We start from the raw sequence: 16,585 nt of genomic DNA on the forward strand, positions 1-16,585 counted from the left end.
CGCGCTTGCAGAAAGGCCGGGTTGTCAAGCTTGACCGGGGGTATCCCCTCGTGCGCACGGAGTCGGGCGCGCTCGTGCGCTGCGAGCACGCCACGGCGCTGGTGAAGGGCGAGGAGGTGCGCGCGGTCATCGGCGACTTCGTGGACGTGGCGGTTCCGGAGGGGCACGACAAGGGCATCATCGACGGCATCCGGCCGCGCACGCGCGCGTTCGTGCGCAAGGATCCCACCGAGCGAGCGCTGCCGCAGGTGCTGGCCGCCAACTTCGACCGCGTCCTCGTGGCGCAACCGCTGGCCGATGTCAACGTGCGCCGCCTGGAGCGCGAGCTGGTGCTGGCCTACGAGACGGGCGCCGAGGTGACCGTGGTGCTGACGAAGGCCGACCTCGCGGAGGACGAGGAGCATGTGGCCGAGGTGCGCGACCGCGTGCGCGCGCTCGTGGGCCCGGACGTGCAGACCCTCGTGGTGTCGGAGAACGACCCCGCCAGCATCGAGGCCGTGCGCCAGCTGGTGCCCGAGGGGACGGTGGCCGTGCTTATCGGCAAGAGCGGCGTGGGGAAGTCGAGCATGGTGAACATGCTGGTGGGAGCGGCCGTGCAGGAGACGACGCCCGTGCGCGAGGACGGCAAGGGCCGCCACACCACCGTGAGCCGCGAGATGGTGTCCGTGCCGGGCGGGGGCTTCATCGTGGATATGCCGGGCGTGCGGGGCCTGGGCCTCTGGGAGGCCGACGCGGGCATCGGCGCCGCGTTTTCCGACGTGGAGGAGCTGGCCGAGCAATGCCGCTTCCGCGACTGCCGCCATGTGGACGAGCCCGGATGCGCTGTGCGCGCCGCCGTGGAAGCCGGCGACCTCGGCGAGGAGCGCTATGCGTCTTACCAGGCCCTCAAGCAGGAGACGCACGATCTGCGCGAGCGCCGCGAGGAAGCCCGCCGCATGCGCGGCGAGAAAGCGAGCGACTCCCGCAAGAAATCCAAGCCCCGCAAGAAGCGCTAGCGCGCAGTTTGTCATCCTGAGCGAGCGAAGCGAGTCGAAGGATCCCCCGCGGCACCAGCAAGAAGCGCTAGCGCGCCGCTCCCTTGTGCTACGATGGTTCCCGGATGACGCAACCGCAACGGGGAGAGGGGCAGGGGGCGCGCATGGGGAAGCACTCGTTCAGCCTGAAGACCATCTACCTGGCCGCCTTGACGGTGGCCTTCGTCGTGTCGTTCTTCGCATTCGCCCTGTTCGATGTGCACTCGCAGCAGAAGCAGACCGAGGCGGCGCTGCTGGAGGAGGCGCGCACGTTCGCCCGCGAGATGGACGCCGTGTGGCAGTTCATGGACAACTCGCAGAGCGTCATCAACAATTCAGACGCAGGCGGGTTCGAGTTCAAGGGGCTGCACTGCGCCGTGGTGGGCAAGAGCGTGGGGCGGCTGTTCTCGGCGGGCAGCGACTACGCCATCCGCTACACGAACTTCAACCCGCGCAGCGAGCAGGACATCCCCGACGAGTTCGAGGAAGAGGCCCTCAACCGGTTCTACGCCGACTCCTCGGTCACCGAGCATTACGGCATCGCCCCCTACGAGGGGCAGGAGCGGTTCCGCTACCTGCAGGCGCTCGAGGTGGACGAGAGCTGCCTTGAATGCCACGGCGAGCCGGCGGGCGAGCTGGACATCACGGGCAAGCCGAAGGAGGGCTGGACGCTCGAGTCGGTGGGCGGGGCAATCAGCATCGTCATCCCCGTCGACCAGCAGCGCCAAGCCGTGTTCGACAACGTGGTGCGCGACATCGCGTTCTTCCTCATGCTCACCGTCATCATCGGCTCCATCGTGTACATCGCGACCACGGTGTTCGTGCTGCGGCCGCTGCACGGGCTGCACGGGGCGTTCGGCGAGATGCGCGAAGGCCGTCTGGGCGCGTCGCTGCGGGAAGGGCGCGCGGCTAAGGAGGTGCGGCGCCTCATCGCCGGCTTCAACGATATGGCCGGCAAGCTGCACGACGTGTACGAGCACCTGGAATCGCAGGTGGCGGCGCGCACGAGCGATCTGCAGGAGGCTAACGCGCTTCTGGAGCAGCAGCGCGACACGCTGGAGAAGCTCAACGCCGACCTGGCGCAGGAGACGCAGTTCAAGTCCGACCTCCTGTCCATGGTGAACCACGAGCTGCGCACGCCGCTCACCTCCATCATCACGTTCGCCCAGATCTCGCGCGAAGCGTGCGACCCGGCGAACGAGGGCGACCGCCGTTCGTGGGAGGAGATCGAGAAGAACAGCCAGATCCTGCTCACGATGATCAACGACATGCTGGACATCGCGCGCTCGGACGCCGGCGTCATCAAGACGGCCCGCGAGCCGATGGATCTGGGCGATGTGGCGGCGTCCGTGCGGAGCACCATGGCGCCGCTCGCGCAGAAGTACGCGGTGGCGTTCCGCACGAAGGTGGCCTCCGACGTGCCGCTCGTGTACGGCGACTTCGAGAAGACGGTGCGCATGCTGGAGAACCTGGCCAGCAACGCCATCAAGTTCACGCCCGACGGCGGCGCGGTGGAGCTGAGCGTGTCATACGATGCCGAGGCGCGCGCGGTGACGATGTCCATGGCCGACGACGGCATCGGCATCGCGCCCGAGGATCAGGAGCGCATCTTCGAGCGGTTCGTGCAGGTGGACAGCACATCGACGCGCAAGTACAACGGCAGCGGGCTGGGGCTCGCGCTCGTGCGCGAGTACGCCGACGTGCAGGGGTTCGAGGTGACGGTGGAAAGCGAGCTCGGCGAGGGAAGCGTGTTCCGCATCGCCGTGCCGAAGGAAGCGATCGTGGGGGATGACGATGTATAAGGTTCTGCTGATTGACGACGAGGCCAACTTGCACCAGGCCATCGAGAAGCTGCTTGAGCCGAGCGGCTACGCGTACCTGGGCGCGCGCGACGCCGAGGCGGGCATGGAGCTGCTCGCGCGCGAGAAGCCCGACCTGCTGCTGCTCGACGTGATGCTGCCGGGCACGAACGGCTTCGACCTGTGCGCCCGCATCCGCGAGGAGGGAAGGCGCATCCCGGTGATCTTCCTCTCGGCGAAGTGCGACATCGTGGACAAGAGCATCGGCTTTCGCGCCGGCGGCGACGACTACGTGACGAAGCCCTTCGACGCCACCGAGCTTCTGCTGCGCATCGAGGCGAACATCCGCCGCCACAAGGACACCGTGGATTTCGCGCGCTCGCGCAACCGCGAGGGCGTGGCGCGCATCGGTGACTTGGAGGTGCGCTTCGGCGAGTACGAGGTGCGCGTGAAGGGCAGGCCCGTGCAGCTCACCACCAAGGAGTTCGAAATCGTGGCGTTTCTGGCGGCGCATCCCGGCAAGGTGTTCACGCGCAGCCAGATTCAGGAGTACATCTGGGGCGAGTCCGACGCCGACTGCAAGCCCACCAACAACATCACCGTGTTCGTGCGCAAGATCCGCGAGAAGATAGAGGAGAACCCCAGCGAGCCGAAGTACCTGCTCACCGTGCAGCGAGTAGGCTACAAAATGGCCGACCGCGTGGAGAGCCCTTTGTCATCCTGAGCGAGCGAAGCGAGTCGAAGGATCCCCCGCAGCGCTAGCTGGCGAGTTCGTCAAAACATTCACACCGTGTTAAGTTTTTGACGCCGCTATATCGATTGCAAAAAAGTGAACACTATGTTAACATTTTTGCATGTTCGCAATGATTACTGACACTGAAAAGCTGAGAGAGGTCGCCATCGACCAGTATGGCTACGTCACAACCGCTCAGGCGGAAGACGAAGGGGTCACCCGGCATTCTCTTGCGGCCTTGACGAAGCGCGGGCGTTTAGAGCGCGTGGCCCATGGGCTGTATCGCGTCCCGCAGGTGCCGGAAACACGCCTTGATGCATTCATGCGCGTCATATTGTGGACGGGGGCACCGGAAGCGGTTTTGAGCCACGATACCGCCCTCGATGCTTACGAAGTGTGCGACATAAACCCGACGAAGATTCATGTGACAGTGGGTAAGGGTCGCCGAATTGCAAAGGCGGGCGGCGAGGGATACGTGCTTCACCGTCAGGACATTGATGCCAGCCAAAAGGCTTGGTGGCATCGTATCCCCATCGTCACATTGCCTTGTGCGATAGAGCAGTGCATCGTTGCGGACGTGCCAACGTACTTGATTCGGCAGGCGATTGAAAACGGCGAGCGCAGCCGCCTACTAACAGCAGAAGAAGCGCGAATTCTGGAGGGGGAGCTTGATGGGAGATACCGATGATGTGGGAGCTGGTGGCACGAGAGCTAATCTGAGTGAACTACTGGGCGCACTTAAACCGAAGAGCAAAGAGCCTCGCTCGGTACGAGTTTTGGATTCGTGGATCGCTCATGCGGAGAACGAATTTGGAATCGGCCAGGGTGGTAGGCTTGCTTGGCTTGTTGCTTCGACGGTTGCAACGGCGAAGCTGCAGCAGGTCATCTCTGCAACGGGAGACAGATTCTCGCTGAAGGGAGGAACCCTCCTTCAGCATCGACTAGGTTTGGATGCGCGAGCTACAAAAGATCTCGATGGCATCGTACAAGGCGAGCTCGAGGAATTCCTGCGTGATCTCGATGCGGAGTTGAAGATACCTTGGGGGCCGGTGGCATTTTATCGAACGCCCGCCGAGGTTATACGGGTGTCGACCCGAGTGGTGAAACCTCTCAGATTCGAAATGATCCTGTCGCTTCACGGAGATGTGTGGCGGCGTGTTAAAGTCGAAATATCGCCCGATGAGGGCAGAGCTGCATCCTCTCAAGAGCTTTTGGGCGCTCCGAATCTCGCAGGATTTGGTTTGCCAACGCCTGATTTTCTGGTTGGTATGGCTCTCAGCTATCAGATCGCCCAGAAAGTTCACGCATGTACCGATCCCCACGATCCTCCTGCGTTTCGCAATGAACGACCGCGCGACGTGGTTGATCTCGTCCTTTTGAAGCGTCTTGCAGAAGCGACTGGTTCGCCCTCCAATCTCGATGTGCGATCAGCGATTTTGGACATCTTCTCGTCGAGGGCGAAAGAAGCCCGCATATTGAACAAGCCGATTCGAACATGGCCTGTCAGAGTGATTGCCTATTCGCATTGGAACGCCGATTATGCTTCCGCTGCGGCGACTTCTCGACTGGATTTGTCGATGGAGGACGCCGTTGGCGAAGTGAATAGGTGGTTGGAAGATATAGATAACCTGTCTTGAGAAAACCGCTGATCAATCACGTCATTAATCTCCGGTTAAGGACTTTTTAACCCGAAACTTATGGTCGATTTATCGCAATAACCCCTCGAACTTCGTAGAGTGGAGCCAGTGAGAAGCCAAGGGGAGACGAGGCTTCTCCACTCGCATCGGCGGAGGGCGCGCGACCCCTCCCTCCCGCTCCTCCGCACATGCGAGGATCGATCGGCCTTGACGGCCATCTGAACGAGAGGAGAAGGCATGGCTGAACAAAGGACGCACGGTTTCACGCGTCGAAGCTTCATCAAGGGCGCAGCTGCCCTGACCGCCGCCGGCGCACTCGTCGGCTGCAGCCCGAAGACGGAGAACCTCGAGGCGACCGACCCCAAGCAGCAAGAAGTCCCCGAAGAGCAAATCTTTACTGGAGTATGCCGATCAAACTGCTTTGGCGGGTGCTTGCTCAATATTCATGTAAGAGATGGTCAGGTTGTGCGTACGTCAGCGGGGGACTTTCCCAATAAGGAGTACAATCGCATCTGTTCCAAGGGGTTGACACAGCCGGCTCGCGTATACAGCGCAGACCGACTGCAGTATCCCATGCGTCGCGTCGAGGGGGCTGAGCGGGGCCTGGGCGAGTTCGAACGTATAAGCTGGGACGAGGCGATTGATGAGATTGTCAAAAATGGAATGCCATTATCGACGAATATGGCACCCACGCCATTGCTACATGGATGAACTCTGGAAATTTCGGCACGTGCACAGGCGGGGGATTTGCCGGCATCATGCCACGTTTCGGTGCTGTAATGGGCTTCTCCTCTATCAAGGGTGACATCGATGCAGCTCAAGGTTTTGCTGCAACAAAGATATTCGGAGGTATGACCGAAGCTCAAGCGAATAATGAACCGACTGACTACGTCAATTCCAAAACCATTATCAACTGGGCATCTAATCCGACTGTTTCCCAACCGCAGATTGTTCACTTTATGATGGATGCCAAGGAAAATGGTACGAAATTCATAGTCATAGACCCGGTCTTTAACTCGACTGCTGCAAAGGCAGACTGGTACATTCCCATCAATCCAGCGACAGACGGTGTTCTGGCTATGGCCATCCTAAACGAAATTATCTCAGGCAATCTCGAAGATGAAGAATTCGTCCGCGCACACACGGAAGCGCCTTTGCTGATCAAAGAGGATGGTGCTTTTCTGCGTATGAGCGATCTTGGCGTGGAGCCCGAGCAGGGTGTCGATCCCCTGACTGGAGAGCCGACGGTTATTGACCCCTTTGCAGTTTGGGATGAAGAGGCGAGTAAAGCAGTTGCTCTCGAAAGTGCGATAAAGCCCGGCTACAAAGACATCAAATCGGTTGATGGGATAGCTGTCCAGACCGTTTGGGCGAATGCGGCGAATAATGTGGCTGTATGGTCTGCCGAAAAGGCATCTTCAGTATGTGGCGTATCGGCGGAGGATATCCGTGAGTTGACTCGGGTGTATGTTGAGGATGGTCCGGTCAACACGTACGTGCAGCTGGGGGCCGACCATTACATCAACGGTCATTACAACTATTGGCCGATGTATGCTATTTCGGCCATAACCGGAAACGTTGGAAAGCCCGGTGCCGCATGTGGGCCAATCTGCGTGCTGCCGAACAACTGCATCGACTTTATGGTGTCAGCAGCACCGATGGACACCGCGGGCAATCTTGCTCAGGGAGCGGGGCCGGCCTATGGAGCCAATAGTATTCTCGGCATTCTGGAAAGCGGGAAATACGGCGAAGAGGTTGCTGTGATAAAAAGCGTCTACATCGCTACGACGAATCCTGCGACGGTATGGGCAGACCACGCAAAAACGGTCGAGTTGCTGAAGAAGCTTGAGTTCATTGTTGTTGCCGATGTTACCATGACGGAGACGGCTCAATATGCAGACATCCTATTGCCTGTGGCCCATTGGTTTGAAGTAATCGACATGCATACCAATTGCCACACGCATCCCTACTTCGTCTGGCAGGAAAAAGCAATTGAACCCCAGTTTGAATCGAAGAGCGATTTCGCTATCTTCAAGCTGCTGGCCGAAAAAATGGGTTACGAGGCTTTCTTCGACTTCAACGAAGAAGAATACATCTCCATGGGTCTCAATAACGAAGGGGCTAAGGCCTTGGGCCTGACTGTTAATCGACTAAAGGAGGAGCGTGCGGTTCGCTTCATGCCGGGTGAAACTTATGTTTCGTTCGAGGGTGGACATTTCCTCACTTCGACAGGTAGGGCGAGCCTTTACAAGGAGAGCGTTATGCCTGCTTACAATGTTGGCCAGGAGATTGATTTCAGTAAAGAGATATGTCTGTATTGGGAGCCGACACTTGAGGCTGACAAAGCGAGCGCCGTTCGCGCAAAGTATCCCTTCCACTGTATTTCCGAGCATATGCGCACACGAACCCACAGCCAATGGTACGACGTCGGTTACCTGAAAGAATACGATCCCGAGCCGATCGTTAGGATGAATCCTGCGGATGCTGAGGAGCTAGGAATTTTGGAAGGGGATCGGGTGAAGTTGTTTAACGATCGGGGCTCGGTCGTGATGCGCGCGACGTTAAGTTCCGGCTATCCTCGCGGAATAGTCGGAAGTCCTCGAAGCTATCGCGAGACGGAGTTCATTGAAGGGCATTTCGCGGCTTTGTCCACGAACCAATACAATCAAGTTTGCGCGAATCAGGCTTTTAACGATGTCGCGGTTGCGATTGAGAAAGCGTAGGTGGTGCAGATGGCTCGGTATGGAATGGCGATAGATATCAATCGATGCTTTGGATGCCACGCCTGCGAGGCGGCATGCAAGGTGGCGAACAATTTGCCGAAAGGCATCGTCTATAACGTTGTGTATACGAAAAACGATAGCAACCGCGATACGTTAGGAATCGCGGCAGTGCGTGGTGCGATGGCGAACGACAACGCTGGTGGCGAATTCCCCAACTGCACGCTCTCCTTCCTTCCCGTGCAATGCCAGCATTGCGCGGAGCCGGCGTGCCTCGACGTGTGCCCCACTGGCGCCACTTCCAAGGACGCGGACACCGGCATCGTGTCGGTGGACAGCGAGCTGTGCATCGGGTGCGAGTCGTGCATCAAGGCGTGCCCGTACGAGGGCGTGCGCACGCTCATCACGTCGCCGGAATACTATCTTGATGTGGTGGTGGGCGAGTACGACGCGCCGCCGCACAAGGCGGGCACGGTGGAGAAGTGCACGTTCTGCAAGAACCTCATCGACCGCGGCGAGGTGCCGGCGTGCATGCAGCTGTGCCCGGGCCGCGCGCGCTACTGGGGCGACCTCGACGACCCGGAGTCGGACGTGTCGAAGGCCATCGAGGGCCGCGAGACGATGTTCCTCCGCGAGGAGGCCGGCACGAAGCCGAGCGTGTACTACCTGCAGTAGATTCATGGAGGGCGGCGGCTCGCTCAGCCGCCGCCTCTTTCGAGGGGAGGGCGCATGGAGCGCATCGACGAAGTGAGAAGGGCCGTGGGCAGGGCCGACCTGTGCGAGCTGCTGTCGTGCGCGTTCGCGTATCCTGACGAGCGGCTCGTGGAGGGCCTGATGGACGGCTCGCTGGCTGACGACGCGCTCGCCTGCCTCGTGGACGCCGGCTGCGACGAGGCGTCTGCCCGTGCTGCCGCTGACGGCCTGCGCGCCTGGCCCGATGCCGGCCCGGACGAGCTGCTCCACGCGATGCGCCGGACGTACACGCGCCTCCACCTCGCTCCGGGCGGGCGCGCGCCCATCTTCCCCTACGAGAGCGCGTTCCTCCATAAAGAGCGTGGTCTCCCCGGCGTTCCCGCCCTGTTCCGCACGCCGGTCACGCTGGACGTCGAGCGTCAGATGCGCGAAGCTGGCGTCCAGGCGAAGAACAACCGCAAGGAGCCCTGCGACAGCGTGTTCGAGGAGCTCGAATTCCTCTCCTACCTGTACGCACGGCTTGCCGATGCGCTACACTGCGGTGAAGGCGAAAGCGTGGCCGCGTGGACAGAGCGCATCCGCATGTTCGAGGAGGAGCATGCGCGGGCGTGGCTGCCCTCGTTCATGCGGCGTACGCAGGAGCTTGCGGACGACGGCCCGTATCGGGCGCTCGCCGCATTGGGGATGACGGCTATGGGGGTGCTTTCATGAAGTTGGTTCTGGTGTTGCTGGGCGCCGTGGCGTTCGCGTTCGCGTGCAAGCGGCCCATCAAGGCGTGTCCGCTGGCGTTCTACGCGCTGGCCATCGTCCTGGACGTGGCGTTCGTGGTGGGAACGTACGTCGGGTTGCCGCCGCTGGTGTACGACATCCTGTTCCTCACGCTGCATAAGTGCACGCTGGCCACGGCCCTGTTCGCGGTGGTCATGTACATCGGCGTGTTCCAGCGCGATTCGCGCGTGGCGACGTACCTGCGCCCCATCCGCGCCGAGCTCTCCATCATCGCGTGGCTGCTGTCACTCGGGCACATGGCGTTCTACCTGTCGTCGTATCTGACCAGCCTGTCCTCCGGCCTCCCGCAGACCAACGTGGCCGTTTCGTTGGGCGTGGCGCTCGCCTTGCTGGCGCTCCTCGTGGTGCTGGGCGTGACCTCGTTCAACGTGGTGAAGAAGCGTATGGCGAAGGAGACGTGGAAGCGCGTGCAGAAGCTGGCGTACCCGTTCTGGGCGCTCGTGTACGTCCACCTGCTTCTGCTGTTGCTGCCCTCCGCGTTGCTCGGCGGCGCGCCGGCGCAGACGGGAGTGGCCGTGTACTCGGTCGTGTTCCTGGGGTACGCCGTGCTGCGCGTGCGCCGCGCCGTGATCGACCGTCATCACGTGCCCGAGGCGGCCCTCGCCTGACGACGGCCGAGGCGCCGATCTTCGCTCCGAAAACACGCTCCAGCGCGTGAGGCGTGTTTTCGGAGCGAAGATCGGCGCGAGATGAGGCATTGACCCCGTTCCTTTGACTCACTATACTGCGGAGACTGCGCGTTTGCATCGTTGGGCCCTGCATTCGCGGATTACTAGCTGCCCAAAGCCCGCGGCCACGCCGTGCGGAGACAGGAGAATACCCATGAACAAGAAGACGACGTACGTCGCCCAGGCGGGCATGATCGCGGCCGTGTACGCGGCCGCCACGCTCATCGCGCTCCTCGCGCTGCAGGGGCTGGCGTGGGGGCCGGTACAGTTCCGCATCTCGGAGGCGGTGTGCGTGCTCGCGGTGCTCACCCCCGCAGCGGTGCCGGGCCTCACCGCGGGCTGCGTCATCGCCAACCTCATCGCGCTCGCCATCAACGGCACTGGTGCGCTCGGCCTGCTCGACGTGGTGTTCGGCAGCCTGGCCACGTTCCTCGGCGCGCTCTGGTGCTGGAAGATGCGCGAGCGTCCCAAGCTGGCGCTGCTCGGCCCCGTCATCGCCAACGCGCTCATCGTGCCCGCGTACCTGCCCATCCTGCTGCAGGGCCTCGGCTACTACACCATCCCGTTCACCACGATCGCGCTCGACGGGCTGTACATTCCCATGTACCTGTTCGGCGTCGTGGCCACCGGCCTCGGCGAGGCGCTGGTCATGTACGCGCTCGGCCTCCCGCTGCTCACGGCCCTCAAGCGCTTCGGCGTGGTCCGCACGCCGGCCGTGCGCGCGGAGTAAGGCCTGTTGCCGGGCGAAATCCGCGCGCTTCGCTGTTTACGTGGAGGGCGGGAGGCGACCACATCAAAAGGGCTACAATACGGGGTTGCACAGGATGAGACAAGGCGCGCCTGCGGGCCGCCTCCGAATGAAGGACGTGCATTGAACCCGGTTATCGTCATCCCCACATTCGTGTCGGCGCGCCGACGCAAAGACGGCGGCAGCGTGCTCACCACCTATGACCATGCGACGCCCATCTCGCAGCCCGGTGAGCTGCCGCGCCTGCTCGCCTCCCTGCAGAAGGTGCGCGGCCTCGGCCAGGTCGTCGTGCTCGTGGTGAGCGAGCCCTCCATCGAGGGCCAGGCGGCCGAGAAAGTGCAGAGCATCGCCTCGCGCTACCCGACGCTCAACACGCTCGTGGTGGGCGCGTCGGAACTCGCGCTCATCCAGCAGCGCATGGAGCAGCTGGGCCTGGGAAAGCTGCAGAAGGAGATCGGCCTGTCCGGCTACGGCGCGATGCGCAACCTCGGCCTCGTGATGGCCGACGTGCTCGGCTTCGACTCGGTGGTGTTCCTCGACGATGACGAGGTGGTCGACGACGCGGACTTCCTGCAGAAGGCCATGTACGGCCTGGGCAAGCTCACGAAGAAGGGCATCCCCATCCTGGCCAAGACCGGCTTCTACTTCAACTCCGAGGGCTCGTACCTGTCGAAGAGCCAGGACAAGTGGTACAACCATTTCTGGCAGCAGGGCCGCGCGTTCAACAAGATGATCGCGAAGTCGATGCGCGGCCCGCGCCTGTCGCGGTCGAACCACGTGTGCGGCGGCTGCCTCGCGCTGCACAAGGAGGCGTTCAAGCGCCTGTCGTTCGACCCGTGGATCGCGCGCGGCGAAGACCTCGACTACATGCTCGACCTGCGCATGTACGGCTCCGACATCTGGCTCGACAACCAGTGGAGCCTGCGCCACCTCCCGCCCGAGACCGAGAGCGAGGGCACGCGCTTCCGCCAGGACATCTTCCGCTGGCTCTACGAGTACCGCAAGATGGAGTACAGCCGCACGCAGATCGACCTTCTGCAGGTGAAGCCGTCGTCGCTCGAGCCGTATCCGGGCCCGTTCCTCGAGCCGGGCATCACGAAGCGTATCCGCTTGACGGCGTTTCTGCGCAGCCTCGCGCGCCCTGACAAGAAGGCGTACCGCAAGGCCGCGAAGGCGGCCACGGGCGAGGCCACCACGTACGCGCAGCGCAACTGCGCGAAGTATTTCGAGTTCCAGTTCGTGTGGCCCGAGCTCATGGCGCGCATGGAGAACGACCAGATCCTGCGCACGGCCCTCATGCAGTCGGCCGCGCAGCGCCAGGCCGCCATGGGCGCCGACCGGCTGAGCGCGGCGCAGGCGGCGGGCGCGGCGGGTATCGACCCCGGCGTGACGAGCGAGATCAGGCTCAACATCGCCGAATAGCCCGGTGAGCGGCACCGTGCTTCCGCGCAGAAACGCCTGCGTGACGCTTGCCGACGCGTCGTGCCGGGGAAGCGGCGTTCGACTACAGTGGACTCAACCGCGCGGGACGGAAGCGTCCCGCGCATTGATTTTGCACGGGAAGGAAGGATCTGCTCCCATGGACGTGTTCACGCTCTTCGTGCTGCCGGCGGTCGCCGGCGTGGGAATCGGCATCCTGTCGGGCCTGCTCGGCGTGGGCGGCGGCACCATCATGGTGCCCATCTTCCGGCTTGCGTTCGGGATGAGTCCGGTCGTTTCCACGGCCACGTCGCTGTTCGCTATCATCCCCACGTCCGTCTCCGGAGCCGTGTCCCACATCCGGCACAAGACCTGCGTGCCCTCGCTCGGCATCGCGGCGGGCCTGGGCGGCGCGCTCACGTCGCCGGTGGGGGTGTGGCTCGCACAGATCTCGCCCGCCTGGGCCATCATGCTGGCGGCGGCCCTTATCATCGGCTGGTCGGCGGTGAAGATGCTCGGCAAGGCGTTCAAGATGAAGTCGAAGCCGAAGGACGCCTCCGCCTCCGCTGCCGTCGCCGAGCCCGCCGATACCGCTCCGACCAAGCTCACGCGCCGCCAGCTGCTCATCGGCGTGGCGATCGGCCTCGTGGCGGGACTCGCCTCGGGCTACGTCGGCGTGGGCGGCGGCTTCATCATGGTGCCGCTCATGCTGTCGTTCGTGGGCATCGCCATGCGCCAGGCGTCGGGCACGTCGCTCATCGCGGTCATGATCCTCGCCATCCCCGGGGCCGTCGAGCAGGCGCTGCTCGGCAACATCAACTTCTCCGCCGGCATCGCCGTGGTAGTGGGATCCATTCCCGGCGCGGTCATCGGGGCGCGCCTCGTGCGCATCGTTCCCGAGCGCATGCTCCGCTTCATCTTCGGAGGCTTCCTCTTGGTGGCCGCCGCCCTGCTCGTGCTCAACGAATTCGGTATACTGTAGCCGTGAATTCGCACGCGCCGCGGCTCGCCGCGAACCGCGCGTCGGCAGACCGGGCGCCACGCCCAGCGGGGAGGTATCATGCAGGAGGAGAGGAACGAGTCGCGGGCGGCCCGGCCGCGCTTCTTCACGATCGAGATGTTCACGTTCACCGTCACGGTGCTCTCGGGGCTCGTGCTCGTGTGGAACATCGTCGTGCCCGACCGCAACCTGGCGGTGCTGTTCTGCGCGGGAGCCGTGTTCACGCTGTCCATCGTGGTGGTCATCCGGCTGCTCATGGACCCCGACTCGGTGCGCGCGCGCCAGTCGAACGCCATGCTCAAGCTGGCCAGCCAGACGCTCGCCTGCATGAGCGAAGGCCTGGACAGCAAGGCCGCGCAGAAGATCTGCGGACTGCTGCTGCCTTCGACGGCGGCCATCGCCGTGGCCATCACCGACAAGGAGCAGATCCTCGGATACGCCGGCTTCGAGGAGGCCGAGAACCCGGCGGGCAGCGACATCCGCACGCATGCCACGCACGCCACCATCGCCGACGGCAACATGCGCATCCTGTTCACTCCCGAGGACATCGGTTTCCCGCGCGAGTCGTCCAACATCAAGGCGGCCATCATCGTGCCGCTGTTCGTCGGCCGCGCCGTGGCCGGCACCCTCAAGTTCTACTACCGCCGCGCCAACCACATCAGCGAGACGCAGAAGTCCATCGCCGAGGGCTTCGGGCAGCTGCTTTCCACGCAGATGGCGGCCTCCGCGCTCGAGGAGCAGACGAAGCTCGCCACGCGCATGGAGTTGAAGATGCTCCAAAGCCAGATCAACCCGCATTTCCTGTTCAACACCATCAACACCATCGCCTCGCTCATCCGCACCGATCCCGAGACGGCGCGCAAGCTTCTGCGCGAGTTCGCCGTGTTCTACCGCCGCACGCTGGAGGATTCGGCCGACCTCATCCTGTTCGCGCGCGAGATGGAGCAGACGAAGCGCTACTTCACGTTCGAGGTGGCGCGCTTCGGCTCTGATCGCGTGGCCATGGAGGTGGACATCGATCCGCGCGTCGACGACATGCTCATCCCGCCGTTCCTCATCCAGCCGCTCGTCGAGAACGCCGTGCGCCACGCCATGCCGTCCGAGGGCAAGCTGACCATCTCCGTGACGGGCGAGGTGGAGGGCAACAACGTGGTTATCCGCGTCACCGACGACGGCGTGGGCATGACCGAGGAGGCGCGCAACAACATCCTGCATCCCGAGTCGTCGTCGGGCCTGGGCATCGCGGTGAAGAACGTGCACGACCGCATCCGCGGCTACTTCGGCCCCGGCACGTACATGGACGTGGAAAGCGAGCTGGGCAGCGGCACCAGCGTGAAGCTCATGTTGGTGGGCGGTGCCCACCGCGAGTACCAGTAGGACTGTCTTCCCTTATCGCCCCAGGTAGAACGCGAATGTTTCACGTGAAACATTCAGAGCGCGCCGCCCTCTACGCAAACAAGCCGCCAGCGATGCTGACGATCCACCAGGCGGGCTTCTGATCGACCCGGAACAGGCTCCTGCTGCGGCCCAGCTTCCGCACGACTCTCACGCTCGGGTTCTCGAACTTTCGGGCGAAGCCGCGCCCGCGCACGCTCATGCCATCGTCGGAGATTCGCAGGACGAGGCGGAGCGGTTCCCCGCCCTTCGACGCCCGAACGGAATATCGGCGCTTCATGATCTATCCTCCCATTCATCGCGTTGGCTGCGAGCTGCATCCAGACCAGCACACGTGCCTGTCTCCGTAGAGCTCGACGCACGCGAGAGGGTCGTAATGCCTAGGGGTAGGGTATGCTAGCGCCTGAAAGCTCCTATCCCTGAAAACATCGCTGCTGCTATAGCGGCATTCTTGGCACCCTGGGCCGCCTCAAGGGTTTGGCCTCCTATATTCAGCATCGCTGATTGATAACGAGATTGCTCCAAGACGTTGACCGCCTCTTTTGCCGTATCGGCCTTCCCTAACCGTACGATTTCGTAAAGGGCGAAAAGGCTGTATGGATCGCTGTACTCAAAAGCAAAGGGATTGCCCTTTACGGTTAAGTAATGTTTGTAAACGTCGTCGTACAGCTCGCCCATTTTCTTCGAGTCCCTTTTGATCGCGTAAGATCTCGTTATTTTTAAGACAACAACGATCACGAGCGGCAGAAGGGCGATGCTTGTCAAAAACCCTGTTGCAACAAAACTCATATACGCAGATGCTACCGTAGAATCGCCGCTGGGAATGCTGGTGCTAAACTGAGCCAAATACAAGTAGATCGCGGCCCAGATGATCGATACCAAAAGCGGCCAAACTTTGGAATTTTTCCGCTTGCAGTAGTCGATATTTTGATCTAGCTCGGTCATCTTGTCGTAGTTTTGCTTCTGGCATTCAAATTGAGACCATATTTTGAATATCTCGTTTGCAATTTCCGCGCGCCGATCTGCCGCCTGGCGCTCGCTATCCCAAACCGAAGCCGTCAAAGAGCTTCCGCATTGAGAGCAGAACCGGGCTGATTCGTCGTTTTCAATGTGGCATTTTGGACAATGCATACAACCCACCTTTCATGTCGGTTAACCTGGCACCATCATTTGGCTTTTCGCAGAGAGGCTTCAAGGCGCATCCCACAGCCAGTGGAAAAGATGGGAAACCGTCGCTGCCGGTCGCTCACGCTTCGAGGTGCGCACCCTTTGCAAGCTTCTCGATAGTTGCTTTGCGGTCGAAGTAGCTGTTAAGTGCCTCGATGAAAAGCCGGTACCCACCGCCGAAAGCGGGGCCATAATTCCGCGCGGCAGACGGTACACGCCGTATCAGGCTTCCCCGCCGGGTCGGAGCATTGGGGCCCGCCGCGCTCGACCGCAGACGGGCGCACGCGGCTCCTTGGAAATATATTCATGATTCTTCCTGCCGCCTTCGTTATCGTACGGGCATCCCTTTGGCAATCATACGATAAGGTAGACATATCCGTCTATTTCGTGGCGATTGTAGCGCATATCGTTCAAACGATGGATGAGGATTACTTACAGAAACTCGGGGTGAAGATAGCGTCGCCAGCACCGGATGCCAAAGGGAAGCGGGAGGAGCGCAGGCTTTCGCAGTATGCGCGCACCCTAAACTCAACATGTCGCGAACCTATCTTGTTGTGCGGTTTCGGGACCAAGGCTCATTTGCAGCGCTTCGCGACTTCTTTATAAAACACCTTTTGACCCAAAGCGGTGCCTCAACGCCACTACGCAAAGAAAAAGGTCAGAGCAAAATGCGCTCTGACCTGGTATTACTCTGGTGCCCCCGGGCGGATTCGAACCGCCGGCACCCGCTTTAGGAGAGCGGTGCTCTGTCCCCTGAGCTACGGAGGCGCGGACGATATTGTAGCACAGGCTCCGCGCCCGCGC

At 61.9% G+C, this 16,585-nt stretch carries 16 protein-coding genes, 1 tRNA gene and 1 pseudogene; 14 read left to right on the top strand and 4 right to left on the bottom strand.

Annotated elements, in window-relative coordinates:
- Positions 1-5: 5 nt before the first annotated feature.
- The 14 genes from rsgA to FX134_RS10040 all read left to right on the top strand — a co-directional run bounded on the left by rsgA (position 6) and on the right by FX134_RS10040 (position 14,596).
- Positions 6-995 (top strand): ribosome small subunit-dependent GTPase A, encoded by a 990-nt coding sequence (gene rsgA, locus FX134_RS09975; RefSeq protein ID WP_080801185.1) that lies wholly within the window; start codon positions 6-8, stop codon positions 993-995.
- Positions 996-1,138: 143 nt separating this feature from the next.
- Positions 1,139-2,815: an ATP-binding protein gene (locus tag FX134_RS09980; protein ID WP_080801189.1), complete on the top strand. Its 1,677-nt coding sequence runs from the start codon at positions 1,139-1,141 to the stop codon at positions 2,813-2,815.
- Complete coding sequence (locus tag FX134_RS09985) at positions 2,808-3,536, top strand: response regulator transcription factor (protein WP_080803977.1); 729 nt, start codon at positions 2,808-2,810, stop codon at positions 3,534-3,536. The genes FX134_RS09980 and FX134_RS09985 overlap by 8 nt, the downstream gene beginning before the upstream one ends.
- Before the next feature lie 130 nt (positions 3,537-3,666).
- The gene (locus tag FX134_RS09990) at positions 3,667-4,233 is read left to right on the top strand and encodes a type IV toxin-antitoxin system AbiEi family antitoxin domain-containing protein (protein WP_080801192.1); all 567 of its coding nucleotides are present in this window, start codon (positions 3,667-3,669) and stop codon (positions 4,231-4,233) included.
- Positions 4,217-5,182: a nucleotidyl transferase AbiEii/AbiGii toxin family protein gene (locus FX134_RS09995; protein WP_080801195.1), complete on the top strand. Its 966-nt coding sequence runs from the start codon at positions 4,217-4,219 to the stop codon at positions 5,180-5,182. Before FX134_RS09990 ends, FX134_RS09995 begins: the two co-directional genes overlap by 17 nt.
- Before the next feature lie 237 nt (positions 5,183-5,419).
- Positions 5,420-5,893: a twin-arginine translocation signal domain-containing protein gene (locus tag FX134_RS14960; RefSeq protein WP_080803980.1), complete on the top strand. Its 474-nt coding sequence runs from the start codon at positions 5,420-5,422 to the stop codon at positions 5,891-5,893.
- 47 nt (positions 5,894-5,940) lie between these two features.
- Positions 5,941-7,905: a molybdopterin-containing oxidoreductase family protein gene (locus FX134_RS14965; protein ID WP_172623451.1), complete on the top strand. Its 1,965-nt coding sequence runs from the start codon at positions 5,941-5,943 to the stop codon at positions 7,903-7,905.
- Between the two features lie 9 nt (positions 7,906-7,914).
- Positions 7,915-8,577, top strand: coding sequence for a 4Fe-4S dicluster domain-containing protein (locus FX134_RS10010; RefSeq protein WP_080803982.1), 663 nt, complete (start codon positions 7,915-7,917; stop codon positions 8,575-8,577).
- Between the two features lie 54 nt (positions 8,578-8,631).
- Positions 8,632-9,306 carry a TorD/DmsD family molecular chaperone gene (locus FX134_RS10015; protein ID WP_080801201.1) on the top strand — a complete coding sequence of 225 codons (675 nt, stop codon included), beginning with the start codon at positions 8,632-8,634 and terminating at the stop codon, positions 9,304-9,306.
- On the top strand, positions 9,303-9,992 hold the full coding sequence (locus FX134_RS10020; protein WP_080801202.1) for a ferric reductase-like transmembrane domain-containing protein: 690 nt from the start codon (positions 9,303-9,305) through the stop codon (positions 9,990-9,992). The genes FX134_RS10015 and FX134_RS10020 overlap by 4 nt, the downstream gene beginning before the upstream one ends.
- A 214-nt stretch (positions 9,993-10,206) precedes the next feature.
- Positions 10,207-10,782: a QueT transporter family protein gene (locus tag FX134_RS10025; RefSeq protein ID WP_080801205.1), complete on the top strand. Its 576-nt coding sequence runs from the start codon at positions 10,207-10,209 to the stop codon at positions 10,780-10,782.
- 141 nt (positions 10,783-10,923) lie between these two features.
- Positions 10,924-12,222, top strand: coding sequence for a glycosyltransferase family 2 protein (locus FX134_RS10030; RefSeq protein WP_080801209.1), 1,299 nt, complete (start codon positions 10,924-10,926; stop codon positions 12,220-12,222).
- Between the two features lie 157 nt (positions 12,223-12,379).
- Positions 12,380-13,201 carry a sulfite exporter TauE/SafE family protein gene (locus FX134_RS10035; RefSeq protein ID WP_080801212.1) on the top strand — a complete coding sequence of 274 codons (822 nt, stop codon included), beginning with the start codon at positions 12,380-12,382 and terminating at the stop codon, positions 13,199-13,201.
- A gap of 78 nt (positions 13,202-13,279) precedes the next feature.
- Positions 13,280-14,596 (top strand): histidine kinase, encoded by a 1,317-nt coding sequence (locus FX134_RS10040; RefSeq protein WP_080801215.1) that lies wholly within the window; start codon positions 13,280-13,282, stop codon positions 14,594-14,596.
- 70 nt (positions 14,597-14,666) lie between these two features.
- Here the strand turns inward: FX134_RS10040 and FX134_RS10045 are convergent, their stop codons facing one another.
- From FX134_RS10045 to FX134_RS10055, 4 genes and pseudogenes are all read right to left on the bottom strand, one after another.
- On the bottom strand, positions 14,667-14,894 hold the full coding sequence (locus FX134_RS10045; RefSeq protein WP_080801217.1) for a hypothetical protein: 228 nt from the start codon (positions 14,892-14,894) through the stop codon (positions 14,667-14,669).
- A 116-nt stretch (positions 14,895-15,010) separates the two neighbouring features.
- Positions 15,011-15,676 (bottom strand): hypothetical protein, encoded by a 666-nt coding sequence (locus FX134_RS10050; protein ID WP_232050908.1) that lies wholly within the window; start codon positions 15,674-15,676, stop codon positions 15,011-15,013.
- 3 nt (positions 15,677-15,679) lie between these two features.
- Positions 15,680-15,745 (bottom strand): annotated as a pseudogene (locus FX134_RS15060) (zinc-ribbon domain-containing protein); the annotation flags it as partial.
- Positions 15,746-16,473: 728 nt separating this feature from the next.
- Positions 16,474-16,549, bottom strand: a tRNA-Arg gene (locus FX134_RS10055).
- Between the last annotated feature and the right edge of the window lie 36 nt (positions 16,550-16,585).

It is taken from the genome of Arabiibacter massiliensis (assembly GCF_902386925.1).
GTDB classification, from domain to species: Bacteria; Actinomycetota; Coriobacteriia; order Coriobacteriales; family Eggerthellaceae; genus Arabiibacter; species Arabiibacter massiliensis.

What these genes read in the sequence shown, in the direction of transcription:
- FX134_RS14960 (WP_080803980.1), top strand. Translation starts at nt 5,420, where the DNA reads ATGGCTGAACAAAGGACGCACGGTTTCACGCGTCGAAGCTTCATCAAG.
- FX134_RS10025 (WP_080801205.1), top strand. Translation starts at nt 10,207, where the DNA reads ATGAACAAGAAGACGACGTACGTCGCCCAGGCGGGCATGATCGCGGCC.
- FX134_RS09995 (WP_080801195.1), top strand. Translation starts at nt 4,217, where the DNA reads ATGGGAGATACCGATGATGTGGGAGCTGGTGGCACGAGAGCTAATCTG.
- FX134_RS14965 (WP_172623451.1), top strand. Translation starts at nt 5,941, where the DNA reads ATGCCACGTTTCGGTGCTGTAATGGGCTTCTCCTCTATCAAGGGTGAC.
- FX134_RS09985 (WP_080803977.1), top strand. Translation starts at nt 2,808, where the DNA reads ATGTATAAGGTTCTGCTGATTGACGACGAGGCCAACTTGCACCAGGCC.
- FX134_RS10015 (WP_080801201.1), top strand. Translation starts at nt 8,632, where the DNA reads ATGGAGCGCATCGACGAAGTGAGAAGGGCCGTGGGCAGGGCCGACCTG.
- FX134_RS09990 (WP_080801192.1), top strand. Translation starts at nt 3,667, where the DNA reads ATGTTCGCAATGATTACTGACACTGAAAAGCTGAGAGAGGTCGCCATC.
- FX134_RS10020 (WP_080801202.1), top strand. Translation starts at nt 9,303, where the DNA reads ATGAAGTTGGTTCTGGTGTTGCTGGGCGCCGTGGCGTTCGCGTTCGCG.
- FX134_RS10035 (WP_080801212.1), top strand. Translation starts at nt 12,380, where the DNA reads ATGGACGTGTTCACGCTCTTCGTGCTGCCGGCGGTCGCCGGCGTGGGA.
- FX134_RS10045 (WP_080801217.1), bottom strand. Translation starts at nt 14,894, where the DNA reads ATGAAGCGCCGATATTCCGTTCGGGCGTCGAAGGGCGGGGAACCGCTC.
- FX134_RS10010 (WP_080803982.1), top strand. Translation starts at nt 7,915, where the DNA reads ATGGCTCGGTATGGAATGGCGATAGATATCAATCGATGCTTTGGATGC.
- FX134_RS09980 (WP_080801189.1), top strand. Translation starts at nt 1,139, where the DNA reads ATGGGGAAGCACTCGTTCAGCCTGAAGACCATCTACCTGGCCGCCTTG.
- FX134_RS10040 (WP_080801215.1), top strand. Translation starts at nt 13,280, where the DNA reads ATGCAGGAGGAGAGGAACGAGTCGCGGGCGGCCCGGCCGCGCTTCTTC.